Source organism: Pseudomonas brassicacearum, assembly GCF_009601685.2.
GTDB lineage: Bacteria > Pseudomonadota > Gammaproteobacteria > Pseudomonadales > Pseudomonadaceae > Aquipseudomonas > Aquipseudomonas kilonensis_B.
Genome location: NZ_CP045701.2, coordinates 5,207,082 through 5,232,896 on the forward strand (window position 1 = coordinate 5,207,082; position 25,815 = coordinate 5,232,896).

At 58.1% G+C, this 25,815-nt stretch carries 12 protein-coding genes and 1 pseudogene; 3 read left to right on the forward strand and 10 right to left on the reverse strand.

Going from position 1 to position 25,815, the window contains the following annotated elements; all coding sequences use genetic code 11:
• Nucleotides 1-164 precede the first annotated feature (164 nt).
• The gene (locus GFU70_RS22520; RefSeq protein ID WP_058546095.1) at nt 165-1,496 is read left to right on the forward strand and encodes a DUF58 domain-containing protein; all 1,332 of its coding nucleotides are present in this window, start codon (nt 165-167) and stop codon (nt 1,494-1,496) included.
• Between the two features lie 68 nt (nt 1,497-1,564).
• Here GFU70_RS22520 and GFU70_RS22525 read toward each other — a convergent pair whose 3' ends face one another.
• The 6 genes from GFU70_RS22525 to GFU70_RS22550 all read right to left on the reverse strand — a co-directional run bounded on the left by GFU70_RS22525 (nt 1,565) and on the right by GFU70_RS22550 (nt 19,657).
• Nucleotides 1,565-2,257 (reverse strand): Ig-like domain-containing protein, encoded by a 693-nt coding sequence (locus GFU70_RS22525; RefSeq protein ID WP_058546094.1) that lies wholly within the window; start codon nt 2,255-2,257, stop codon nt 1,565-1,567.
• Nucleotides 2,258-2,326: 69 nt separating this feature from the next.
• Complete coding sequence (locus GFU70_RS22530; protein WP_153388829.1) at nt 2,327-5,128, reverse strand: hypothetical protein; 2,802 nt, start codon at nt 5,126-5,128, stop codon at nt 2,327-2,329.
• Between the two features lie 14 nt (nt 5,129-5,142).
• Nucleotides 5,143-9,639 (reverse strand): neuraminidase-like domain-containing protein, encoded by a 4,497-nt coding sequence (locus tag GFU70_RS22535; RefSeq protein WP_153388830.1) that lies wholly within the window; start codon nt 9,637-9,639, stop codon nt 5,143-5,145.
• Nucleotides 9,640-9,702: 63 nt separating this feature from the next.
• A complete protein-coding gene (locus tag GFU70_RS22540; protein WP_153388831.1) occupies nt 9,703-14,337 on the reverse strand; it encodes an Ig-like domain-containing protein in 4,635 nt (1,544 codons plus the stop codon).
• 174 nt (nt 14,338-14,511) lie between these two features.
• Entirely contained in the window at nt 14,512-18,552 is a 4,041-nt protein-coding gene (locus tag GFU70_RS22545; RefSeq protein ID WP_153388832.1) for a hypothetical protein, read from the reverse strand.
• 670 nt (nt 18,553-19,222) lie between these two features.
• Nucleotides 19,223-19,657 (reverse strand): hypothetical protein, encoded by a 435-nt coding sequence (locus GFU70_RS22550; protein WP_133247178.1) that lies wholly within the window; start codon nt 19,655-19,657, stop codon nt 19,223-19,225.
• Nucleotides 19,658-19,926: 269 nt separating this feature from the next.
• Here GFU70_RS22550 and GFU70_RS22555 point away from each other — a divergent pair.
• Nucleotides 19,927-20,082 (forward strand): annotated as a pseudogene (locus GFU70_RS22555) (DUF6124 family protein); the annotation flags it as partial.
• Between the two features lie 157 nt (nt 20,083-20,239).
• Here GFU70_RS22555 and GFU70_RS22560 read toward each other — a convergent pair.
• Entirely contained in the window at nt 20,240-20,599 is a 360-nt protein-coding gene (locus GFU70_RS22560) for a PilZ domain-containing protein (protein ID WP_116641411.1), read from the reverse strand.
• 290 nt (nt 20,600-20,889) lie between these two features.
• A complete protein-coding gene (locus GFU70_RS22565; RefSeq protein WP_058546388.1) occupies nt 20,890-21,264 on the reverse strand; it encodes a tetratricopeptide repeat protein in 375 nt (124 codons plus the stop codon).
• A 325-nt stretch (nt 21,265-21,589) separates the two neighbouring features.
• On the opposite strand from GFU70_RS22565, the gene pyk reads away from it, so the two are divergent.
• Complete coding sequence (gene pyk / locus GFU70_RS22570) at nt 21,590-23,041, forward strand: pyruvate kinase (protein WP_058546087.1); 1,452 nt, start codon at nt 21,590-21,592, stop codon at nt 23,039-23,041.
• A gap of 417 nt (nt 23,042-23,458) precedes the next feature.
• Here the strand turns inward: pyk and GFU70_RS22575 are convergent, their stop codons facing one another.
• Nucleotides 23,459-24,394 carry an iron-sulfur-binding ferredoxin reductase gene (locus tag GFU70_RS22575; RefSeq protein ID WP_064107029.1) on the reverse strand — a complete coding sequence of 312 codons (936 nt, stop codon included), beginning with the start codon at nt 24,392-24,394 and terminating at the stop codon, nt 23,459-23,461.
• Nucleotides 24,387-25,490 (reverse strand): sensor domain-containing diguanylate cyclase, encoded by a 1,104-nt coding sequence (locus tag GFU70_RS22580; RefSeq protein WP_153388833.1) that lies wholly within the window; start codon nt 25,488-25,490, stop codon nt 24,387-24,389. Before GFU70_RS22580 ends, GFU70_RS22575 begins: the two co-directional genes overlap by 8 nt.
• Nucleotides 25,491-25,815 lie beyond the last annotated feature (325 nt).

Sequence of the window (25,815 nt, forward strand, 5' to 3'; positions counted from 1 at the left end):
TCCATGTGGAAGCAAGGCTTGCTGTGGGAGCAAAGCTTGCTCGCGAAACAGGCACCTCGATTTCTGCGAGACCGCGTCGCTTCCATCGCGGACAAGCCTTGCTCCCACATGAGTCCCCTCTGCACTAAAGCTCGCCCTGCATTTCTCCCAAAGGGTATGTGTCAATGAAACCCTCGCGCCTGCTATTGACCTGGCTCGCGCTTCTGCTGGCCCTCAGTATCGTGCTCGGCGCGCTACGGGCGCTGGGCATGGCGGTTCCATCAACGCTGCTGTCGATCAACTGGGGGTTGCTGTTGGCCTTGCTGGCCCTGGCGCTGCTCGACGCGGTGCGCGTCAGGCGCCTGCCCTCGCCCCGGGTGCAACGGCAGATGCCCGGCAGCCTGGCCCTGGGCCGCTGGGGCGAAGTTCGCCTGGAGATCAGCCATGACTTTGCCCAGCCGCTGCACGTGCAGCTTTTCGATCATGTACCCGACGCTCTGGACTTCGAGAACCTGCCGCTGTCGGTCGAGCTGCAACCCGGCCAGGTCAGCCAGGTCGGCTACCGCCTGCGCCCGCTCAAGCGCGGCCACTTCACCTTCGAACGGTGCGAAACCAACCTGCCAAGCCCGCTGGACCTGTGGACCGACAGACGCCTGCTGGACGCCGTCGACCACACCCGCGTCTACCCGGATTTCGCCAGGCTCTACGACGGTCAACTGCTGGCGGTGGACAATTGGCTCAGCCAGCTCGGCATCCGCCAGCGACAACGGCGCGGCCAGGGCCAGGAGTTCCATCAACTGCGCGAATTCCGCGAGGGCGACAGCCTGCGCCAGATCGACTGGAAGGCCACGGCCCGCCATCGCACACCCATCGCCCGGGAATACGAAGACGAACGCGACCAGCAGATCATCTTCATGCTCGACTGCGGCCGGCGCATGCGCAGCCAGGACGGCGAACTGTCGCACTTCGACCATGCCCTCAATGCCTGCCTGCTGCTCAGCTACACCGCGCTGCGCCAGGGCGATGCCGTCGGCCTGAGTACCTTCGCCAGCGAACAGCCGCGCTACCTCGCCCCGGTCAAGGGCACCGGCCAACTCAACGTGTTGCTCAACACCGTGTACGACCTCGACAGCAGCCAACACCCCGCCGACTACCAGGCCGCCGTCACGCAACTGCTGGCCCGGCAAAAACGCCGGGCGCTGGTGGTATTGGTGACCAACCTGCGAGATGAGGACGATGAAGAACTGCTGACCGCCGTCAAACGCCTGGGCCAGCGGCATCGGGTATTGGTGGCGAGCCTGCGGGAAGAGGCGCTGGACCGGCTGCGCCAGGCGCCGGTGCAGACCTTGCCCGAGGCGCTGGCGTATTGCGGGACGGTGGACTATCTGAACGCACGGGCCACGCTCCATGAGCGCTTGAGTGCCCATGGGATGGCGGTGCTGCAAGCCCGGCCCGGGGAGTTGGGGGCCGAGCTGGTGACGTTGTATCTGGGGTGGAAGAAGGCGGGGGATTTGTAGGTGATCAGCCTACAGAGCGGTCGCTCGACCATTGACTCGGTTCTGCTCCAACGGCATTCATTGACGCCTCACTCTGCACCCTCGATTCGACTCCCCTCAGGCGCTAACGACATTACGTTCATGGGTGAGTGTTTGAGTATCAACGGAGACGCCAATTTCAACCCATAGGCACCGCCCCTCGAACCGGTATAACTGAAATCCCACTTTAACTCTCCATTGTCGGGAAGCGCTCGATATTCACCCAAGGGCGGCACTACAGTCAGCCCCAGCTCAGTGGCAGAAGAATAGCCGGTCAACCCGAGGCAAAACTGGCGGCCGAGCAAGGGGGCCGAGTCGGTCTTGAACCAGACGGTGTGGCCTCCAGACGTCCGAGGGAAAGCCGCTTCTGTGCCCCAGACCGCCGGCTCGGACGCACCGAACTGGAACATTGCGCCGTCCCAGAAACCCGCCGCCAATACCTTGAGGGGGAACGTATGAATGGGTTCGTCGCACCCGGTCAACTTTGCAATCACGGCCACATTACCTGGCGTGTCGGCGGTGTAGGTGTAGCTTGCCCAACCCTGGTCATCCGTTATGACCGATACTTTCTCCCCTCGCTCAATCGAGAAAGTGACGGTCACCCCAGTAGCGGCCATGCGGTTGGAGGACAAGACGACCTTGAGCGCCAGAAGAACGCTTTCACCCAAGACCGGATCAAACGTGGCCTCGCGCACGTCATTGATCAGCAGAGTGTCACGGACTGAATCCTTATCGTTGTACATGAGAGGCTCCTCCACGTCAGTTGGGTTAGATATCAGCGTCGCTATGAGTTCGCGTTTGAAGCCTGCCCACTAGGGTCCAAACACTTGGATGACGAATTCATGGGATGGATAATCCTCAGGTTCGTAATAGCCGCTTGGGACCTTGGCGATGACATGCGCCTGCCCAGATGTTTTGCCCTCGAACCAAAACTCCGCCTTGCCATTGCTTCCCGTGGATCGCGTTTCCGAGCCGCCATCCTGATGACTAAACGTCACGTCAACATTGCTCAATGGCGCCTTGGTGTAATGTGACTGGACTTCGATTTCCAGACGCACAGACTCTCCCACCCACGGCTCAGCATCGGGTCCCGTCCCCCTGATTTCAAATCGATGGTGTCCCAGGTTCACAGTTACAGGCGGGTAGGCCAGGCCTATTTGTGGAAAGTTCAGCGATAGCTCGGCTTCCTCTGCCGTTCCCGTTTCGGGGGTGGTCAGCCTCCACTCGACCCCACTGGACGGCAGTTCATTTGGCTCGTTCGCCGGAGGGTCCAGCCCGATTCCGGGCGCATCGGATATCCATTGCGCTGCAACGTCAAGCAAGATCAAAGGGCTACTGGCCTTGGGTACAAAACGCAACGTGTGCGTACCGCCGATGCTGGGATAAATCTTGTCGGCTGCGAGGATCTTTCTCCCGTCAAACGTCAGCTCCCCCTCTTCTTCCAGGGTTGTTGAAAGCAACAAACCTTGGAATTCAAAAGGCCCCATTTCCTCGTGGCAAATATGCAAAGGAAATCCCGTACTGGAAGTGGCGACTGGGGAAATCTCCCATGACAGCCCTCCTGCAATCATTTCGCGCTTCATCCCAAAGTCAGGGACTGCATCAATAGGCGGCTCGCCATCCCCCCCCACCTCGAGCCATATTTCTTCATCCAGAAACTTGTCGTTCTGTAGATCAACCTGCAGTACCGAAGGCCCACCGCCGAGAAAAAACGGCAGTCTGGCGGACTGAGGTTCTTTACCATCCAACGTGACACTGACCAGTGATCGCCACGGACTTTCAGGGAAGACCTCGACGTCAAATGTGCGCCGGACGAATTGGCCTTCGTAACGGCTTTCCACGCTGGCGACAATCTGAAAAGTCCGTGGCTCGGACAAATCAAATAGGTGAGCAGACCATCCCCCGTCTCCTGTTTCCGTCCAATTCGGTTCCCCGCCGTCGACTCGCCATTCGACTTCGATACCCCGATTTATCTCGACACCTTCAATTTTTGACGAGACCTGAAGCTCTAAGCGCAGAGGTACACCATCGTCCAGAAAAGGAAATTTCGGCGCTTGCCGGTCAGCAACGATGTCTAGGGAGTTATGCGCCAACTCCATCCTCTGCCGAGGAGAGTCCTCCAACAGCTTCGAGCAGCGGACAATGAGATTGAAGTTGGCGTCCTTTTTATCTTGGTAATCCATGCTCCAGGTCAGGCCCGCAACATCAATGGCGGTCATGTCATCCAGCTCGGGGCTGAACGTCACGCCCAGCCCCACGGGGGTATCGCCATCGATAGTCTCCCACGTCAACATCAGGTCGGTTCCCGCCAGGGCATGGTCGGCCGCAAAGGTGACGCTTGCTCGATGGCTGCCGCCACGGCAGGGATAGGCCGGCTGCGTTCCCCACAAAAAGGGAACGGTGGTGTTTTCCAGCGAAAACGTCGCTGTCGCCCAAGGGTCTTCCGCCAGGGCACGTACCTCGAATATGTGCTTGGCATCATCCTTTCTATAATGACTGTCTACAGAAGCCGTGACCTGATACTCACCCGCGACTGTTGGTGTAAAGGTATAACTGGACTCGCCATTTTCATCGGAACGCTGCGTGAACAGCACGAGCGAAGCCGATGCGTTTGTGGAAGTCACGGCCCAGGTCACTTCCCGATTGGGCAGAGCGGTTTCGGTGTAGTGGGATCGAACCTTGACACGCATCGTCACACTCTGCTCAAGCGCGACTACCGGGTAATAAGCGACGTCTTGCAGCACCGCCAGTTCGAGACGGAAATGGCCCGACCTCGCGGTTAAGTCATAGGGTGCGGATGTGTATTGGCTGCGAACCTGAACGGGGTGCAAGTACTCCTGTTCGTCGTCGGCGGGGACACGGCAACTAATGGCCCATGCATCCTCGATCGGGTGCTCGTGCTCCCAGGGCGGTGAAGCGGCAAGGAGGCTGGTGCCTTCCTCCTCCAACCACAATCCCGCCTGAGTCTGCCGCCAAACGCTGTCATCGGCCGGCTCCAACATGAGCCGATGCGATTTGTCGCCCAACGCACCAAAGCACAGGCGCAATGGTTCCTCGAGGGACTGAGGCTCATCATCGATAGTCAGGCTTTTCAGCCGCAGGTCCTCAAGCACCAACTCCACTCGCACAAAGGTAACCCGCACACCGTGTTCGTCAGCGCCGTTATCCTTCTTGCTGATGAAAGTCACCTTGAGGTCATCGTCTGAAAGGTCAATGAGATCAAGGCGACGCGTGTACCGCACCAGAGAGATGGCCCTTGGTTTATTTGGGTCAACTGGCCGTTCAGACTCGGCCTTGAGCGATGGGACAAGAGGCCACTGTTCGTGTTTATCCGCCGCGTCAATTTGCAACGTGGCGCCCTGAGTGCCGTATGCCTCGTAATAAAACTCCAGTTCATAAAACGCTTTTTCATCATGAGGACGCGGGTACTCAGCCAACTCGATAATTTGGCTCGCAGCCCCTTCGTCATAAGCATGCATGTTAGGTGTTAAGGCGCCGTTCCAACTGTCTTCCGACCTGATGACACCTCCAACAGGGGTCCAGTTCTCCAAACCGGTTTGAAAGTCACCGTTGTGAATAAAGTTTTCTTCGTAGCGAAAATTTCTGCTGTTCATGGCTGCGTCATCCTTCAGCGAATCGCGAGCGGTGCCTTGTCGGGCGTCGCAGTCATCTCAGATTCGGGAACAAGCTCTGCCTCCACCTCAGCGGCGAATGAGGTGCCGCCATCCTTGGCGTGATAGGTCAGCCTCAGGATGATGTCCGTCAGGGAGTCCAGCAGTTTTCGTTGCGAAGCTGACGAGTATCGAGGAAACGTCAACTGGTAGGAGGCATGAGCCCCGGTGCCTTCGAAACGCTGGTAGCGATCATCGTCAGGAAACCCAACCGCGCCACTGTCGTCCAGCCCAACGGAGAAAGCAGCTTGTTGGTATGGCCGCAGATTCAGCATCAGCGAGCCTACTTGAGGCGAAGCCCCATTAACGCCATGCAGGTATTTGACCGCTTCGATATCAGGTTCCAGAATCGTGGCACTGCTCGTTTGCACCAGCACCGCCCGAACATTTTCATAAGGGCCCAATAAGCCGGGGAAAGTCAGCGATAGTTGCTTGACCTGGCGGCAGTAGTGACCTGGGTAATCTTCGTTGAACATCCGTTCATCCAACGAAAAGCTCAACTGCCCCTCAGAGGTAATCTGGTCTTTCCAGTTGTCGCCCAACCGCGAACGCAAGGAGATCGTCTTGACCAGCTCAAGCCGGTGCTCATCACGTTTGATACGGGCCGCGGCCATCCTGAGCAAATCCAGCTTCAAGGAGTAGCCCGTGGTGAGCCCATGGTAAGTGTCCATCCACACATCAGGACGAATGAACCGTGACTTGAAATCACCCATTTCATATTGCCAACAGGTTTCGGCACACAGGCACAGCCCGGCGACTACGTCATACACTTGGTAGATAAGCGTCTTCAACTGGCCGACCATCCAATTGCTCAACTCCCGCCCCGTCGTGCGATTTTTGTAGAATGCATACACTTCCATGGCCTGGGTGTTGGCCGCTTCAGTCTGTAGCAGGCTGGCCCGGGCGGCCTCGATCGCGTGCTCTTGCGCCAGGATCTGCTCTCGCAGAACCCTTGCCTCGGCATTCGACTGAGCGAGCATGAATGCCCATTCTTCCCCACGCCGACGATACTGCTCGTTTACACTGGTCTCGTCGGCTTCGCGCATCATGAAATCGGCTGCCACCTGTATGATTTCGGCGGCAGCCTGGTGGGCGGCCCCAAAATGCGCACCGCCATTGGCGACCCCATAAATGTTGGGAACCATATCAAGGGCCGCGCCCACCGCTCTCAATGCACCTGCGCCCGTCCCGAGGGCCCTGGCGGCCCGACTGGTCTGCAGCACTCGATACTCAGCCGGGGACACCCCCTCCTCGATCAACCCTTGATAATATTGCACCCGGCCCTTGAGCATGTCCTCACTCTGCCTCAAGGAAGCCGCCGTCGCCTCCAGCTGGGCAATCGTCGCCTCATGGACGGTCCTGGCATAATCGGCCATTTCAATCAGATGGCTTTGTTGCAGTTCTTCCAGCTCACCCCGGTCACGTTGCTCCAACCATGACCGCAACTGGTCTTCCTGTTGCATCAGAAACTCTGTGCCCTGCAAGGCAAGGTCGTGCACCGTCCGCCACTTGTATGGCACCACTTGCACTTGCCCACCTGGATTGCGACTCTCACCCGATTCGGAATTGCCCTGGGCGCGCAAGAGGTCCATGGGGTCCATGGGAGGGCTGAATAACGGAATCGCCAATGGCTGGCCCTCGATCGAGCGGTTCTGGCGCAGGTTGTCCAGCCGCGTCCCGAGCAACGCGCGCAACGCATCGGGTCGCTGGTTGAGTCCTGGCCGAAACGGATCCGCGCCCAGCAGTTCGAAACGAGGCGTGGCCGTCATGCCGGCAGGCACGTCAGCCAAATCAATGGAGAAGTTCGCTTCAAACGCTTTGAGTGCATTGCGTCCGCTGACTTTTTCCAGAAGTTCTTTGAGGGTCGTCGGTTCCCATGTGGAGATGGTCTGGATACTGGGCTCCTGGCCCATCAGCGACAACGCCCGGCTGTAATTGAGCCTGGCAGCGATCATGCTGTCGTAGTCCAGGCGTCGATATTGGCTGTCACCCCAGGCGATCAGGTTCTCCACGTAACGCAAGAACAAGGCGATGCGCATGTGGATGGGCGCGGAATAACCAATGGCGTCCGGGTCGGTTGGCGCCTCGGTTTCGTACGACGGATCAAGGTCATTCCACAACGGGCGGCAGCGCCAATAGGCAGGGGCGGCAATTTCCCCGGAGTCGTCTTCGGCCGACGATTCCGGAACTTCCCGCGCCAACGGGTGGAAGATGTATTCGTACCAGCCCTGGGCTTCGCGATAGCGCCCTTCTGCAGTCAGGCGCGTCCCTACCAGGTCGGGGGTGTGAAAGAACATCTCCCAGAAATACAAGCCGTTGCAACCGTCGAACGGCCCGTTTTTCTCCTGCGTGCCATCCGGCATGGGTGACTCCTCGATGTGCTGGGTTTCCCAAGCCAGCAAAGCATCCACAGAAACCGCCGCGCGGCTGCTCAACACCGGGCCGAAGGTCGAGTTCACCCGCACATACTCAAGCGTTTGGCCAACCCTGTCGAAGTGCAGGAATTGCGACCCCCTGGGGTCACTTTTATCGATGGACACTGTTGGGTAGAGCACCGATTGCTCATTGAGTAGTACGTTGAATTTGTTACGTCCATACCCCTCCCCCTCGTACTGACCAAACTTGAAAACAAGCGGTGAATCGATGGGAAAGCTTTGTACATCGTCTCGGGTCGCAACGGGGCGACGATACGTCAACCAGGGGGTCGCGTATTGACCGCTCAGCACGCCGGTCGAAACCCAGTTCTTCGGGTCGTCACTGTTCCTGAGCTCGTAGCTGAGAATGAACGTTACCGAGCCATAGGCAATCTTCGGCACCACCTGATTTTGCTCGTTCAGTGCAGCGCCGCCGACCCCGCTCATGGTGAAACCCGCACCGGCCTGCACTTCGCCCATCGTTCTTTCCAGAAGCAACTTCAGCGCAGCAGGATTCAGTTCGGCCACTGCCTCTGCAACGTAGCCCCCCCGTTCCGTGGGCTTGAAGTCGTCTGTCCGGAACGCATGAATAGTTACCTTACCGTCCTCACCATCGACCAGAGCCTCTTTCAGCTCCAGCGTGTGGGCTTGCGTAGGCTCCTCGTTCGTGGTCATGGTGATGCGCAGCCGTCGCTCCCCCGCATCGACAATTTCTACGCGGTGCGGCCCGGCATCCCAACTGACCGAAACCCGTCCGATCGTCCGACCTGTCTCCTCCACCGCATTGCAACGTCCACGAACCCTGAGTACGTCAAAGAGTTGGCTGCCAACATATTCACGGGTATGGATGGCATCCAGGAAAAGTTCATCCGTGATGGAACCCGCTACATCCACTTCAGAACCAATCGTGACTTTCGAATAATCGGCCGGCACCACTTTCTGTTGCAGACGGTTGGGGGCCAGGAAGCGAGCGAACGTCATTTTCAACAAGGTGGCCGTATCATCGGCGACCTTGCGAAACATCGCATCGCGGGTTTCGTGGATCTCAATTTCGTGGAACGTAGCCGCCCCATCCAACGATTGCCGGTTCGTATAACAAACCGCCAGCAAGTCGTCGCGCGGGTCGCCATCCCCCAGCGACACCGCTGTCAGGCGACCGTTGGAAACGTCGTGCTCGCAGGACCGCTGGTGCAGCGACACAGGGGCCGACCACTGGCCGTTCAGGAAACTGTAGGCCACCTTGATTTCCAGTGACCACGGGATCTGCACCCTGCCGTCGCTATCGACCTGACGCTCCCGCCATTCACACCAGACCAACGCCAGGCGTCCGCGCCAATACACCGGACGGATGTCCACCACCTTGTCCGCGGTCGCAACGTCGATCTTCTGCCATTCACCCCAGGCTGCCGGGTTGATTCTCTGGCTGCTGTTATCGATCTCGACCCTGACAGGACGCCAGTAGTAGGCGTACGGTGGCGTGCGCTCATGCCCAATCAAGCAATAACGCGCCTTCTGGCTATTGGCGCCGTCGATATAGCCGGCGATCACATCCAGGTCGCAGATGTGCTGGAAGGCCTGGGTGTATTCCATCAACGCCCGCTGCACCGAGTCTGTGGTCAGGCGCATTTGATTCAAGCTGTTTTCCAACGATCTAAACAGGGCGGTCTTTTTCAGGCGCAGTGACGGGACAATATAATTTTCCGCCTGATCCTTAAGGATCACGTTAGCCGACCAGGTGCTGTAGTGGCTCAAGATCTGATACCAATACTGGACATCCTCCGGCTCGAAATGGATGTCCTCGTAACCTGGCTCCATCCCGCTGTAGACCGACTGAATATGTTGCTGCAGGCACCGCACGTTCGCCGATATCCACGTCGCCTCCAACTGCGCGCTGTCCTGGGTATCGAGCATCAGGTACTCGCTCAGGTCCTCGGGACTCGCCAGCACGACAGCCCCTTCCCAGATTTTCTGGCCCAGCACGGCCTCCAGCATCGCTGCGGTGTAGCGCTCTGTCAGCTCGTTGATCTGAAGTAATTCCATCGAATACGCTCCTTGTGATGGCCGGCCGGGGCTTCCCGGTTAGCTGTCGTCAAAGGCAGTCCGTCAGGGGCGTCTGCTCAAAGTGCCGTTGAGTACCAGTGCTTCGGTCAAGCGATCGCAGACCAGGCTCAACTGGAAACGGCCATTGCGCACGTCGCCAGTGCGGATTTCCACGAACAAGGGTTGGTCTTGCTCAAAGGTGATGCGTGTAGCCAACGGCGGGTTGAACGTCACGGCCAGGGCCTGGGTGGTGTAGTTGGAACTCCACCCCACGGCCCCTTCGCTGCCTGCCAGTGTTTCTGGAACGTCAGCGCTGATCTCGAGGCGGTAACGGGCATTTCTGAACAGGTTCAGCTCGCCAAGGCCGGGCAAGATAGGTACAGGTTCCTCATCGTCCTCCAAGAGCAGTAAATCGACCTTCCATACAAAAGCCCTGATCACGGACAACTTGAATTCGTGGGATTGTTCGTCATCGAAGGCCAACCGAGCGGTCAAGCTGAAGTTTCCCTCCGTCTGCGGATTGAACAGATAGCCGGACCGCCCCTGGGCATCGGTCGCAATGGAAACCGTTTCCAAGACCGCACCTTTCGGCGACTCGGCCACCAAGGTCCATTGCACTGGATAATTGGCCAACGGTCGCGGCGAACCCTCGACCGGTTCCGTTACATCGACCCATAGCAGCCTTGGCTTGCCACCCTGCACCGAATGCTGCTTGTCCACGGAATGTCGTTGGATAACCGCGGTACTGGCCACCCAAACCGGCAGCTCGACCTGAGGGCCGTTTTCCAACTGAGCGAAAACAGTCAGCTGGCCCGCTGGAGGGGAGTCGAGAGTGAATTGCGAGATGCCCTGCCCATCGCTCGGCTCTTCAGTCTTGCTCTCTGGATCCAAGCTGGTCCACCAGGACACCTCTTGCCCCTCGACCGGTTCACCACCGAGCCCCACCACAAGGCAACGTAAACTCAACGGTTGCCCCACCAGCGCCACGCTGAAGGCGTATGGGTTGTCAAGAATGCGCGGCTTGTCGACAAATTCGGGTTGGTAGGTGAAATCGAATCCCTCGCCGTTCTCTTTTGTCACCTTGATAGTTGCGCTGCCGGCTTGCTGGCTGGAAATCCACACACGGCTCCAACCGTCTTTGTCCGTGTACGATTCGTTGGGCCGGATCTGGCCAAGCGTCGTAAACCACTCGACTTTGCGCAACGCCCCAGGATTTCCATAGCGATCGTACATCCGGACCCTCAGTTCTTGTTCTCCGCGTAACCCCGCCAGTATTGGAGGGACGGAGCCGGAAATTGGCCACTGGCTTCGTGGATTGACCACCAACGTGTCTTCATCACAATCGATCACCACCGACGGCCCGTAGATCGGTTCATGCAATGGAATATTGAACGAAACATGAGCCGTCCCCATTCGCCCACCCGATTGCAATTGCGCGCGTGCCCGCCCCTGGTCATCGGTGCGGGTTTGAGGGGTGAGGATGGCGCCCAGATCAGTAGCCCAGTAGACGTCGACGCCTTTGAGGGGCTCGCCATAGAAATCGAGCAGGGTGCACTCGAACTCCGCCACCTCTTCAGGCACGTTGGCGATCAATCGTGAGTTATCCACCAGACACCGGGTAGTGACGCTCTGGCCGACCTCAGCGGAATCCGGCACGCCGGTAGCGGAGTTGAACTGGGTCAGGCTTTCCAGTGCATTGCGCGCAGCGGCAGCAAAGGCCGCGTCGCTATCAAGCGGATCGAGCGAGCCCATGGAAAACGCAGCGGTAGCGTCCATGCCCTTCTTGGCCAGCTCCAATGTGCGCAGCAGCACATCCAACTGCGCCAGATTGCTCAACATCGGCTTGACGGGCGCGTCGTCCTCGCCCAGTTGCGCCTGGATGTGCTGCACGCATTCCAACACATGCTTGATCCCGCAGCCCAGGTACGTTGCCAACTTGTCAGCGGCCGCATCGCGGACCAGACGCATCCCGTCCTCGCTCATGTCGTCGGGCAGCTCGTTGACCTGACGCAGGTAGTCCAGCATTTTCTCTTCGGGTTCGCGAACACGACTGACGATGCGGCTGTAGAGCGCCAGGTAATACACCGTCTGAAGCGTGATTTCGTAGCGGCCCTCCAGACTGAACCATTGATATTGCTCGCCCGTCAGTAGGGTATCGAGCATCTGCGGGCTCAGGCCCAGCCGGACAGCGATTTCGCCGCGTCGCTCGAGCTCCGCCAGCATCTTCAAGAAAGGTTCAGGTTCCTGCTGACGCCGTGCCAAGGGTGATTGGAGCTCGGACAGCTCCATCGCCTTCTGCAAGAAGTCATAGGCATGCCCTTGCGACCAACGCATGATCTGGGCGGCCAACAATGAGTCGAGCTTCAGGAAGACTGAAACGCCCTCCTCCACGACCGTCCGCTGCTCGTCCCGGCAACGCAGCAGAAGGGTCATGATGAGGTCCTGCAGCGGCTCTCGCGACTCTGGCTCCGTGATGGCCTCCTCTACTATTTTCCGGACCGTCTCATGAGTACGTGCGAGGTATTGCGCCTCGGTCTCGTCATGCCAACCGAGCACCAAGCCTTCGCCATCGACCAGATTCTCGTTTTGAAGCAGTGGCAACCATTCAATGCGTGGGGGTGCGCCTTCTTCCAGCAAAGAGGCTTCAAGCACCCGAACCGCCAACACCTGGCTGCGCAATTGCCGCAAAAACTGCTCCTGGCCTTCGGTCCAGACGGCAGGCACATGCACCGGATTGACATAGCGCACCAGCCACAGCACCGACAGATCGTAGTCCTGGGCCCAGAGGGCGCAATCCACCAATCCCTGGATGGCGCTCAACGCATCCGCGCCATCCTCCATGCCATGGATCGTTACAACCGGCTCACCCGCCAGCAGGGCAACCAGGCCTTCGCCATCGCTCATGGTCTGCAGCAAGGCGGTCGCCTCGATAGGCGTCATGCCGACGAGCCGGGCCAGATGCGTCAAGCGCCAGAAACTGGAGAGGATCCTCAGGCTGCGCTGCAATTGCGTTCTCAACCCATACGCCCCGGCAATCACCATGGCCAGGAACCGATAGGTCTCGAAATTGATGTCCAGGGCATTGCAGATCTGGTGAACGGTTCGCCCATCGGCCTCGCTTCGCGGCGCAATCGAGAACTCACCATCATCGATCAGCAACGGCTCGTCGTACATCGCATGCCGGTTGTAGACCCGGTCGAATTGTGACAACTGCCCATCTTGGCCGTGTACCGACAACACATCGATGAAAGCCGCGAACTCCTCGGCCTGGCAGTCATAACGGGTACTCAATGCCTTGAACAGCCCCAGGCAACGCAGCGTATTGGAACGGATCCAGAATTCGCCATTGCCAGTACCCCGGTATTCGGCACGCATCGAGGCGACGAGCAAGCGGTCGACTTGATGGCTAGGCAAGCCCAGCATGCGATCCAGCCGGCACTTGCGGTTGATCCGGTCCATGCGATGGCCCATCACTCGTTCCTGATTATCCGTCTCGCCAACGTGATGCAACATGAACGTGCCTTGGGGGATGCCATCTGGGCGCAATTCAATCTCAGGCAACTCCCCGCCATGGATATAAACGGCGCCCGCATCAACACCCGTCTGCGGTGTTCCTGGCTCGCCCAAGGCCGGTGCGTTGACAGAAAGTTCAGGTGTGAAAGCGCCACGCCCCAGCAAAGCGTCGACCCCTCGCTGATCGAGCCGTGTTGACTCGCTGAAAATTCTCAGTTGGCGCAAGCTGAGCAACCCCACCGCCAGGTGGCCAAAATTGTCCCGGTAAAAGTCATAATCCTGCGGTGCCGGATCGATCAACCGGGTTCGCGGGTCTACTCTCATGAACGTGCGGGTCGGATCGGGACGGAGCCTGAAATACGGGGACTCCAGCAACAACGACAAATGCAATGGCCCGATTCCGATGCCCAACTGTTGGGCGACATCGGCCCGTTGCCCCTTGGCCCCCGGATTCTTGAAATAGGGGTAATCCAAATCGACATGGCGGATGACATCGCCCAGCGATCCGTCCTCGATCGCAGTGCGCACCACGTGGGTGATGCTTTCCCAGTCGTGATCGTAAGGCAGGCTGTTGTGATAACGACAAGCGCGCAAGAAGGCCTTGACGTCGATGATGTTTTCCTTGGCCTTGATCTGGGCTTCGAGTACCGAATTGGCAATTTCCAGACGCGACAGGCGTCGGTCGACCGCCATCTCGTTGAGCAACAGCTCGTCCACGTCAGGTCGACGCATTTCCAGAGGCAAAGGTATGACCTCGGGGCCGTTGCCCTCGATGTAATCGCGCACCCATTCGCGCAAAGCCACCAGGTAAGCCGTAGTCGAGGCGCGGTTTTCGATGGCGCCTGCCGGAGCACTGCCCTTGATATCCGGATTGAACAGGTTCATGTAAGTGGGCAAGCCCACCAGCGCCTTCTCGTTGCGCCGGTTGGCCGCCCCCAGAGCGGCTTGCTCACGAAAAAACCGGGCCACGTAAACCGCCAGGGCATTGCCGCGGGCCAACAGCGCCTGAGCCTCATCGCGGCTCAAGCCAAGCGCCCGTAATTGGGCGTGTTTCAACTTGATTAAATCGAAGACACTGGTGTTTTTTGCGAGGTATTGGTTCAAGCCTGAGAGCACAGCCAGGCGTTCCTGGCCCAGTACAGCCCTGGTCAACTGATGAACCGGGAGGTTGTCAGATGCATTCATTTACTTGAGCTCCTGCTACACCGTTGCCCTGCGAACGGCTGGCGCTACTGTCGTTTGATGGATTTAGCGCTGAAAATGAGGCGACATCTACTGTCAGGACTGACAGTTTGCGGGGCCGCCTGTCTGGCTTTTGTCACCCGTTCGGAAAGTAGCCATCGTCAAAAAAGGATCGGATCAGCCTATATCCCGCACAGTGAACTTGAACTGACGCCAATAGGAGCGCGCGCCATCATCCTTGTACGCAAGTGCAGCCATAATAAAGAGCCCCAACGGTAGCGGCCTCGTAACAATGACCCACTGCCCTAGCTCATCAACAACGGTAGTGCCCCACACAATGCTCTCATCCCCACTGGTGGCCAGCTTGATCATGACGCCTGGCATCGCCGTCCCCCTGATCACCGCTTCAGGCGGGACAGACTCATCTTCAGAGGCCGGGCTGGTCACGACGGGCAGGTCAATGACATCGGTCACAGTGAAATTGACGGTCGCCGGCTTCGTCGAGTCTTGCCCATCGAGCTTTTGCACGCAGGAAATTGCGTGCGACCGTACGTCCAATTGCACGTCGCTGCGCATCGACCAGTGCCCTTGGGCATCAACCTGGGTTTCGCCATATTTGCGGTAGAGGTCCTCCTCGGATCTGGAGAAAATGTGAAGCGACGCCCCCGGCGTGCCGGTGCCGGCAAACAGTGGCCGCCGCTCTACCGTCGTCTCCTTCTCCGGCGTATGGATGACCGCTGGGGCAAATCCTTCTTGCACTTGGATCACCTTGATATCGCGATTGGGCGTGAGCCAAAGCGATGACGCCCCATCACGGTATTGCTGGGTTGAATACTTGAAGTCATCCTTGATCGGCAACTCGACTATTGACTGCACGGCCCATCTTCCGTCACGCCCGACCCAACAGTTCGGGATCAACGACGGGTCGTATTTTTCTTCCTCGCAGATATAGATCCTAGCGCCCGGTACACCGCTGCCCGAGAACATCGGATAACGCCCGACCTCCTGCCCCAACCGCGGATAATCGACGGTTGGGGGCCTGAACCCCGCAGGCATTTTTTCCACGATGAAACGCCCACTCTCGACCCATTGTGAATGAACGCTATTCATGGTTTGACGCACCGCCACTCGTGTCGGGCCTTCCGGCAGATCCTTGTTGCCCATGACCTGCCACCGTCCGAACTGATCGGCCACGGTGGACGGCGCCAGCAGTTCATCGGTGTTGAACCAGGACGCCACCCTGATGGTCGCGTTCGGCGTGGCGATGCCGGCATACCAAGGCCTGAGCCCGACCCGGTCATTTGGTAGCGGTTCGGTGAAGTGGGGCAGGTCTTTCAATAGCAAAGTGGGCTTTAACCAAGGTGAATACGTTGAATCCAGCCCTGCGCCTGCGGAAGCGAAGGCGCCGATCGTATCGTCATCATTCACCAGTTCGTTTTTAACACTGGCCGTCCAGGTGCCGGCTGGCGTGACTGTGGTTCTCCCTAGCACCTGCTGATCACTACGCCTGTCAATGCGGATCTGGTCTTCGGGGAAGCCAAAGCCGCTGATGTGCAACACATCGCCCAGCGCCTCGCCTGGCAATGGGGTATCGACAATGGGCGGCGCCGGGACCACTGTAATGGGGTGGAGCTGCTTCGCACTGAGTACCCCAAAATGTCGGAGGGCAACCTCAAGCTTGGGGTTGCCCGCAGGCAGCTCGAGTGTCGTTTGCCATTCGCCCCCTTCAACGGGTATCCCATCGACAATCGGATCGTTTACGTCGTTAAGATAAAATTCAACGGTACCGCCCGTCGTGCCAGTCCCTGAGAATGTCGACGTGCGCGTCGTCTTGACTAACGGCTCCTGTATGACCGGAGCCCTTATCTCCACGGTCAACGTCACCCGTGCAGTTTCCTCGGAAATATTCGTGCTGTCCTGCGCCAGCGCTTGTTTGGCGTAAACGACGAGTATCCCTTGCGACTGTTGACTTAATTGCACCGAAAACTTCCTGCTCTGCGCGTCTACTGGTCCCTCGCCCAACACGGTGTTGTCCCCCTTATGGATGACAACCCATCCGCTGGGCCAACCAGTGCCTTCGATGCGCGGATCCATGTCGACTGAGCCGGAGGTGGTGATTGTGGGTTTCGGCGTCCTGACCAGGAAGCTGCGAACGGTTTCTGCAGGCTGATCGTTAAACGAAGCTGTCGCCGTGACGGTGTATAAGCCAGGCGCCCAGTCTTCATTGACCTGATGGCGGAAGGTGCCGTCTGGCGCCGTCAGGGGGATAGAAGCGGGCCCGTCGGTAAACTTCAGCTCGACAGTGGATCCCCGCCAAGCTGTGCCCTCAAACAGTGGGCGTTGAGTGGTGTATTCAGGAGCCGCCTTAGGCTCGCTCAATCCGGGGATTGGGGAAGGTATCGTTATCTGATGATCATCCGTGTGCGCTGAGTTTTTTGAGTTGACTACTTGCTGAGCACTCAACTTTGTATAGCGGCCAGGAGCAAGATCTTTAGTTGCCGTAGTTTGCCATTGCAAATTATTCCCGACATCGGCATCCGACACACCGTCAATGGGAGACTTATCACTGTATATCCGGACGTAGGTGTTATAGCCGTCCCACCGAAGCCCCCGCCCCAAGAAAGTTGGCTTTTGCCCCGCCAGTCTGATTTCTAACGCAGTCGGGCGGGGGACAGGAACTTCAACCGACAAGTTAGAGGAATAGCCTGAGTAAATCCACCCACCTCCATCCGGAACGCGTTGCCGTGCCGAAAACACGTAGGAACCCGGAACTAGATTTGCTGGGATAATTTTCTCCCAGGTACCACCCTGTTCAACAACCGTATCAAGATACGGCGTAGCGTTATTTCTAAAATGGATATCCAATCGAGCATCGGCCAGCCCGGTACCATACAACCGAATGACTCCGTTATTGGTATCAAAATTAATTGTAGGTACATTGGGTGGAATGATGAATTGACGGAGTGCGCTGTTACCAGATTTCTTACCTCCCTTTTCCTGCTCTACCACCAGACTTACCCGGCCAAAAGGCAACTGCTTGCCCACTGTGGCAGACCAAGAGCCGTTGCCGTCCACCGATCCTGAGCCTTTCGGGTCCCTTGCACTGTCATCAGAGCGGTAAATTTTGATCGTAGCGCCGCTCAACCCATTATTGCCGGAGAGCGTAAAGGGAATCGACTGTGTACTGTTTACTTCCGGAGCCGTTATAGCGGGAATACCGAGCACCTCGTATTCCAGATTAGAAGTATAGCTGTCAGCAAAACCATTCAGCCGTAACCAAACCGTTAACCGATGCTTACCGCTGGCCAATGGCGGATCGAGTTCTAACTTCCATTGGGCATCATCACGCACGTCATAATATTTCGTAACCTCTTCATTGGGGCTGCCGCTTTTGACCATCTTGACCCTGGTCCCTGGGGCTGCGCGGCCAGAGAACTCGGCGTCACTCAGCACCACCGAACCAGCAGAGGGGGTTGTCACTTCGGCCACGTGTATATATCCGGTACTTACGGACTTGCCGGACCACTTTTCGCCAATTTTCTGCCGGCCATACAAGTCAATACCCCTAATGTCTGAAGGCAAATTAATCTCGGTAGACCAAGTATTCGACTCCACCGTAGCCGGGGCGCCTATAGGATTGTTATTATTAGTCTGGTGAAGCTGGATGATACCTACCCTATCGACGCCACCTTTCCCAGATACAGTAAATCGTCTTCCCGGAACATTTTGTATGGAATTAATAACGGGCGCCTGAGGAACGAAAGGAAAGTCTTTATATCCATACATATGGACATCTTCCACGCCCCTCCTGTCATAGATAAAATAAAAGCCCACAGTGACACTATGATCAGGCTTGTAGCTATTAACAGTGATTACTTTAGCCAGACCGCGCCATTGTTCGTCCTGAACAGCATCATCACCCGTCAGCGCTGTCCATTCAGGGTCGACCAACGTGATAACTTTTGCGAAGGCATTTCCTGAGGTACGGCCATTATCTGCGGCCCTATATCGAGAGGATCGGAGAGTAAAGGTGGAACCATCTGCTGACCAAGTATGGTCCAATTCGTAATCTGCCCAGTAACCATCTTTTGTCGCTCTTATTATCGTGCGCCCGTTCATTCTCGCCCGTTCATCACCTCCATCAATGTCATCCTCTTCGCCATTTCCTTGCATTACATCGGCTGACGGGTGTTTATCAGATTCGTTATCAACGCTCATAACTATCTCCTGTAGCGCAAGACTCGCTCCGAGTAACTGCACCCTATAAAAAAGAGTTCGAGCCCAGTAAATCCCCCCCCAAGTACCAGGATAACTGTCAACCCTGACAGTCCCGACCAACGGTAGGACCCAATGTAGGAAACGTGGATGACTACATCGCTTTGCGCAACTGATTACTGATCCGCTAGAGCCCGCCAGCTTGTGCGTCTTGGCCTTGCCCCGTGACGTGACTCCCTGCTGACAACTCAGCTCGATAACTCAGCATTCCCACAAGAAAAGAATGTTCCACCCCACAGCCAACAACTCAACCTCCAGCCCTGCCCTGCCCAACAACTATCTTTTTCAGCCCTAATAACCAGCTTTATTGTCAAAGCGGGCCAGCCTCACTTATTGCAAAGTGGCCCAGGAGACCAAGCCAGCGACGTAGTTACAGCCCTACATATTCGAATCAAAAAAGCGTAACCCTTTCGCTTAGTCATTAGAAGTTACATTTCCGAAGATGGAAAAATCACGTAGAAAACTCCACCGTCACTGACCCTTCCATAACGACGTCAGGTGCACCGACCCGATCATATATACATTTAAAATGCACGCTTGGGGATATGGCATTTACCGTCGCCATATACGCCCTCGACAAATCTTTCCATTCACCATCTTGCTCAAAGGAAAATCAGTGCTCAATATCAATATAGGGAGTATCTCTTTTCACACGCACACTGCCCCTGAGGCGCGGATCGGGGGCAAAGGCTACGTCATAGTCATAATGAAATGAGATATCTGCAAAGCTGGAGTTGCCTGCGACTGACGTTTGAGAAGTCAGTGAGTGCCATTGCCCATCTTGCCTGGCAGTGGTAGTTAATGTGCTCCATCCCGAATCACCCTCCGCCTCTACCCTAAAGTACACATCACCACTATTGCGGTTATTGGGATCCACTTGGTAGCGAAGCGTTTCAGCGGTAAATGTTCTACCGTCCGCCGACCACCAGTATCTCACTTCAAGCTTTGCCCATAGCCTATTGTTATCGCCCCCCCACGCGGTTACTTCGACGGTGCTGGAGGCAGGTTCCTGTCTAGACTTATCCTTCATGTCATTTTCAGTTTTCATTTCAAATCCTGCTTGAATGTAAATCCACGATTTGCGTCGCCAACCGCTCTTTCCGACCGTTTGAGTAGTGAATACCTGTCCGGCCTAGGGGACACCTGTCGAACCTGACAGTCACGATCAACGGCAACCAAATTTGTAAGGATCCTCCAACTGACTACAACGCCCTGCGCAACGGATTACAGATCCCCCAGAACCCATCGGGTTTAGCCGCCCGGAGGCAAAAGTGATGTGCACAAGCATTCCCCGAAGGCTTACCGGCGCCTCCCTACGAAACCTTCTGCTCGGTGAGCACGCTGATTCTGGATTTATCAGAAGACCTGGAAGGCGCCCCGCGCAACCTGGCCCTGGTGATTCACCAGATGGGCGAGATGGGGATGTTGTTGCTGGAAAGGTTCATGGATAACGAGGCGAAGATTCAGCGCTGAAGCGCCCCCTGTAGCCGCTGCATAAGCGTGTAGGCGCTGTCGAGTGCAACGAGGCTGCGATCTTTTGATCTTGATCTGCTGATCTTTCGCTTGAGACTCGATTGTCTGGAGAAAGATCGCAGCCTCGTTGCACTCGACAGCTCCACACTCGGCAGTGTCAAGCCGATTCCGGCAACGAATAAAAACTGAAATATTGCTGCAACGCGCTGATCAGTTGCCCGTACTCCGGTGGCGCCCATTGCAGGCGGAAACCGGCGTCGAAATGCTGCGGCGTCACGTCTTCGCGGCACCACAGGCAATTGGCTCTGAGCACAATGTTCTGCTGCGGTCCCTCATCGGAAGGGATTTTCAGGTGCAGGTCAAAGTCCGCGCCGACCATCAACGGTAAATGGCTGATCAGCATCAGGCCATCTGCAGAGACGTTGCCCAAAAAACCGATGGGCTTGCCGTTGACACCATTAAACACTCTCAGGAAACACGGCAACTGCTGCCGTTCGATTCTCCGCTTCTTGTACATGTCTGGTATCGCTTTTTGAACGACCCCGAACCGGGGCAACCTAATACTTCGGAACGAGCATACGTCGGCTCGCTCTCCCCGATCCCGGTGCCAGACGCTTCCAAGCGTCTCGGCCCTGCTGCTGCCGGTCACAGGTGCCGCGTGAAGTTAGAGATTTAGCTCTAGTGACGATTTGTACAAATATAGCTCATGGTCGTACAGCAGCCAGTCCGTGCGCAAACCTTTCATGAACGAAAACACGCCAGCCGCTCGTGGCCAGGGAGCGCCCCGGCCATGACTGGGTGAGCCTGTCAGGACGCCGTCGGGCGGATCGCCGACGCGCTGCGGGTCGGGTAATGGCCCAGGCTCTGCAGCGTCTCGAGCCGGGCGCGGGCGCGGAAGGCGTATTCGCTGTTGGGGTATTGGGTGATGATGAACTGGTAGGTTTGCGCCGCATCGATAAACAGCTTCTGCCGTTCCAGGCACTGGCCGCGCAGCATCGAGACTTCCGGCTGCATATAGCGGCGAGCACGGCTGGCGCGGTCGACCTTGGACAGCTCGAGCATGACCTGTTCGCAATTGCCGCGGTCATAGGCCTTGTAGGCCAGGTTCATGTGGTGGTTCATCGACCAACGGGTGCAGCCCGTGACGCTCAGGGCCAGGGCAACGAAAAGCACGAATCGCATGGGAGGTTCTCCTGTCTTGAGCTCTGTATCGACCTGGGTGGAAAAATCTGTAGGAGCTGCCGAAGGCTCGGGCCGCGTTCGGACGATCTTTTGATCTTTCGCTTGAGATTCAATTGTCTGGGGAAAGATCGCAGCCTCGTTGCACTCGGCAGCTCCTACAGGATGAGTTCCCATTGCAAAGGGGTTCATCTTCTTTTTATTAAGGCGCAAAAATTTTCAGGAATGTTCATTTCGAAAAACAAACGAAAAAGTAGTGCATATGAACAATGACTACACCCAAAGAGCATAGTAGCCTTCGCTGGCGCTTGAACTTGAGGAGTCTTGCATGTCCGTCCGTCGCACCAAAATCGTCGCTACCCTTGGCCCGGCCAGTAATTCGCCGGAAGTTCTCGAACAGCTGATTCTGGCTGGCCTGGACGTTGCCCGTCTGAATTTCTCCCACGGCACCCCCGACGAGCACAAGGCTCGTGCCAAGCTGGTGCGCGACCTCGCCGCCAAGCACGGCCGCTTCGTTGCCCTTTTGGGTGACCTGCAAGGCCCGAAGATCCGTATCGCCAAATTTGCCAACAAGCGCATCGAGCTGAAGATTGGTGACAAGTTCACCTTCTCCACCAGCCATCCGCTGACCGAAGGCAACCAGCAGGTGGTCGGCATCGATTACCCGGACCTGGTCAAGGATTGCGGCGTGGGCGACGAGCTGCTGCTCGACGACGGTCGCGTGGTGATGCGCGTCGAGACCGCCACCGCTACTGAACTGAACTGCGTCGTGACCATCGGCGGCCCGCTGTCGGATCACAAAGGCATCAACCGTCGCGGTGGTGGCCTGACCGCTCCGGCCCTGACAGAAAAAGACAAGGCCGACATCAAGCTGGCGGCGGAAATGGAGGTCGACTACCTGGCCGTGTCCTTCCCGCGTGACGCAGCGGATATGGAATACGCCCGTCAACTGCGCGACGAAGCCGGCGGCACTGCCTGGCTGGTGGCCAAGATCGAACGCGCCGAAGCCGTGGCCGACGACGAAACCCTCGATGGCCTGATCAAGGCGTCCGACGCCGTGATGGTGGCCCGTGGCGACCTGGGTGTGGAAATCGGCGATGCCGAGTTGGTGGGCATCCAGAAGAAGATCATTCTGCACGCACGCCGCCACAACAAAGCGGTGATCGTCGCGACCCAGATGATGGAGTCGATGATCCAGAACCCGATGCCGACCCGCGCCGAAGTGTCCGACGTAGCCAACGCCGTGCTCGACTACACCGACGCCGTGATGCTCTCGGCCGAAAGCGCCGCCGGCCTCTACCCGCTCGAAGCGGTGCAGGCCATGGCTCGCATCTGCATCGGCGCTGAAAAGCATCCGACCAGCAAGACTTCCAGCCATCGCATCGGCAAGACCTTCGAGCGCTGCGACGAAAGCATCGCCCTGGCGACGATGTACACCGCCAACCACTTCCCGGGCGTGAAGGCGATCATCGCCCTGACCGAAAGTGGCTACACGCCGCTGATCATGTCGCGCATCCGCTCCTCGGTGCCGATCTACGCGTTCTCCCCGCACCGCGAAACCCAGGCGCGCGCCGCCATGTTCCGTGGCGTCTACACCGTGCCGTTCGACCCGGCCGCCCTGCAACCGGGCGAAGTCAGCCAGGCGGCGGTGGATGAGCTGGTCAAGCGCGGCGTGGTGCAGACCGGTGACTGGGTCATCCTGACCAAGGGCGACAGCTACCACACCATCGGCGGCACCAACGGGATGAAAATCCTGCACGTTGGCGACCCGATGGTCTGAGTGACCGAGCGCTGAAAAACAAAAGCCCTGCCATGTGAATGGCGGGGCTTTTTGGTTTTCTCCTGAAAAAATGTGGCACTTGGACTGGCCCCATCGCGAGCAAGCTTTGCTCCCACAGTAGGTCTGTGGTGTTCACGAATAATGTGTTCAACACAAACCCCCTGTGGGAGCGGGCTTGCTCGCGAAGGCGGTGGGTCAGCTTGCATCCATTTTGAATGGGCCGACGCCTTCGCGAGCAAGCCCGCTCCCACAGGTGAGATGTGTACGCCGACCGAACTGTGGGAGCAAAGCTTGCTCGCGATGGGGCCAGTCCAGGCGCTGCAAAACCCAATGCCTGTTGATAAACCCCGACAACGCGGCTACCTGCCTGCCCTCTTCTTCAATAACCTCGCGCAACTGTTCCTGGTCTGGAAACGCTCACCCACGGGGCAGGAAGACGTCGGCCAGCAGTTGATTGCGCGGCAAGCCGGCCAGGTACAAGCGCTTGGCAAAGGCCTCGACCCAGTCGGGATGGCCGCAGAGTAAGGCCTGGGTTTGCCGGGAAACAAGCCGCAGTTGCGCCAAGGCGGACGGCGCCTCGGCCGCGGTCATCAGTTCCACGCTGAGGTTGTGATGCTTGGCCGCCAGCGCCGCCAGGGGTTTGGCCAGGTAATGGCCGGCTGCATCAGGGGCCACGTGAATAAGGCGAATCGCGCCTTGGTGATGCTGGCGCAAAGCTTCGCGCAGCAAGCCAAACAACGGCGCCAGGCCAGTGCCGGCCGCAAGCAACCACAGCGGCCTGTCGTGCCAGTCGGGGTCGTAATGCAGGGCACCGCCGCGCAGTTCGCCCAGGCGGATCGAGTCACCGGCCTTCATCTGCCGGGCCGCATCAATGAACTGGCCGGGCTCGCGGCAATCGAGGTGGAACTCCAGGAAACGGTCTTCCTCGGGCAGGCTCGCCAAGGAATATGGCCGGGCCACGTCGCCGGCCCACAGCACCAGGTGCTGCCCGGCCTGATAACGCAGCGGCCGCTCGGGGGTGACGCGCAGGCGCAGCACCTGGCCACCGAGCCAATCCACCGCCGCCACGTGGGCGGCCTGGCCGTCGCGTTGCGGGTCGAAGGTGTGGATCTGCACATCCTCGACCACCTGGCATTGGCAGGCCAGCCGCCAGCCCTGGTCGCGTTGTACCGGGCTCAGGGCGTCGGGACGGCTGTCGCGCACATCGCCCTCCACGCACTGCACCAGGCACGCATGGCAACTGCCAGCGCGACAACTGTAGGGTACCGCCACGCCGGCGCTGTTCAAGGCGTCCAGCAGGTTACTGCCTGCCGCCACCGTCCATTGCCGACCGGCGACTGTCAGTTCAGGCATCGACGTTCTCCCAGGCGGCGCACCGATTGCGGCCGTCTCGCTTGGCACGGTACAGGGCCTGGTCGGCACGCTGCAACGCGTTGTCCAGGTCATCGCCCATTTCCAGCATCGTCAGGCCCGCCGACAAGCTGAGGGCGCCGACCTGCAGACCGATCAGCTCGACCTCAGTGAACGCCAGCCGCAGCCGCTCGCAGCAGGCCGTCAGGCGCTGGGGGTCGCAGGCGGGCAGCAGCATGACGAATTCCTCGCCGCCATAACGGGCCAATACATCACCCTCGCGCAGGCACGCCGTGGCGACCGCGGCAAATGCCTGCAGCACCTGGTCGCCAGCAGCGTGGCCGTGCAGGTCGTTGATGCGTTTGAAATGGTCGAGATCAATCAGGGCCAGGCCATGGGCGATGCCGGGCCTGAGGGTGTTGAGTTCGCGCGAAGCCAGGCGCAGGAAGTGCCGGCGATTGAACAGCCCGGTCAGCTCATCGGTGGCCACCAGGTCTTCGAGCTGGCGCATCATCCCGCGCAAGGTGTCCTGGTGCGCCTGCAGGGCAAACCGCCGCTGGCGCATGCGTTGGCGTGATATCTGGACGTAGCGGGCGTAAAACACCAGCCACACCAGCACGAGAAACAGCACGGCCACCTGCAACCCGGCCAAGGTAGGGTCGGGAAGCCTGAAGAAGTAACCGTCCCACAGGGTAATAGCGGTGAAGCTGATGAACACCAGCGTCGCACAGCGCACGAAGGCCCGGCGTGACAGGTGAAACAGCCCGAACAGCAGGATCAATACATAAAACACCAGGAACACGCCCCGGGCCTGGTCCAGGTGCGCCATCATCCAGGTCTGCCAACCCAGGCCGATCAACACCTGCACTTCGGTGAGGCTGGGGTCGGCGAAGCGCAGGTTGCGGTCGGTGATAAACAGCGCGAACAGCCCGGCCTGGCACAGCACCACCAACACGCTGCCGATGATGGCACCGCGCAACGAATCGAGGTAATGACCACTGAAAAATGCCAGCCACAACAAAACCAGTGCCAGCGCGTACGTCGCGGCCGCTAAAGCGAAGCGTTTCAGCAAAAGACGTTGAATGGCGTTATGGGTCAATCGTTGACTCACCATGGGAAAGGAAACTGACAGGAGGCGTCCTACGCTACAGGCCAGACGCCACTTTAGTGGCGTGTAGGACAAATGACCATTCAATTCTGGAGCAGAAAAATGGCGTCAAAGCAATGGCCTAGATTGACGCAGTGGTTTGGTGCCTGACACGTCACCTGTGCACCGCTCTGTTGGGCTGTGGGAGCAAAGCTTCTGTGGGAGCAAGGCTTGCCCGCGATGAAGATAACGCGGTCTCCCAGGGAATCGAGGCGCCTTAATCGCGGGCAAGCCTTGCTCCCACAAAGCCTTGCTCCCACAGGGGGCCGGCCTGCGA

Excerpts from the sequence above, each read along its gene's own strand:
- GFU70_RS22520 (WP_058546095.1), top strand. The coding sequence starts at position 165 with ATGAAACCCTCGCGCCTGCTATTGACCTGGCTCGCGCTTCTGCTGGCC.
- GFU70_RS22525 (WP_058546094.1), bottom strand. The coding sequence starts at position 2,257 with ATGTACAACGATAAGGATTCAGTCCGTGACACTCTGCTGATCAATGAC.
- GFU70_RS22530 (WP_153388829.1), bottom strand. The coding sequence starts at position 5,128 with ATGAACAGCAGAAATTTTCGCTACGAAGAAAACTTTATTCACAACGGT.
- GFU70_RS22535 (WP_153388830.1), bottom strand. The coding sequence starts at position 9,639 with ATGGAATTACTTCAGATCAACGAGCTGACAGAGCGCTACACCGCAGCG.
- GFU70_RS22540 (WP_153388831.1), bottom strand. The coding sequence starts at position 14,337 with ATGAATGCATCTGACAACCTCCCGGTTCATCAGTTGACCAGGGCTGTA.
- GFU70_RS22545 (WP_153388832.1), bottom strand. The coding sequence starts at position 18,552 with ATGAGCGTTGATAACGAATCTGATAAACACCCGTCAGCCGATGTAATG.
- GFU70_RS22550 (WP_133247178.1), bottom strand. The coding sequence starts at position 19,657 with ATGAAAACTGAAAATGACATGAAGGATAAGTCTAGACAGGAACCTGCC.
- GFU70_RS22560 (WP_116641411.1), bottom strand. The coding sequence starts at position 20,599 with ATGTACAAGAAGCGGAGAATCGAACGGCAGCAGTTGCCGTGTTTCCTG.
- GFU70_RS22565 (WP_058546388.1), bottom strand. The coding sequence starts at position 21,264 with ATGCGATTCGTGCTTTTCGTTGCCCTGGCCCTGAGCGTCACGGGCTGC.
- pyk (WP_058546087.1), top strand. The coding sequence starts at position 21,590 with ATGTCCGTCCGTCGCACCAAAATCGTCGCTACCCTTGGCCCGGCCAGT.
- GFU70_RS22575 (WP_064107029.1), bottom strand. The coding sequence starts at position 24,394 with ATGCCTGAACTGACAGTCGCCGGTCGGCAATGGACGGTGGCGGCAGGC.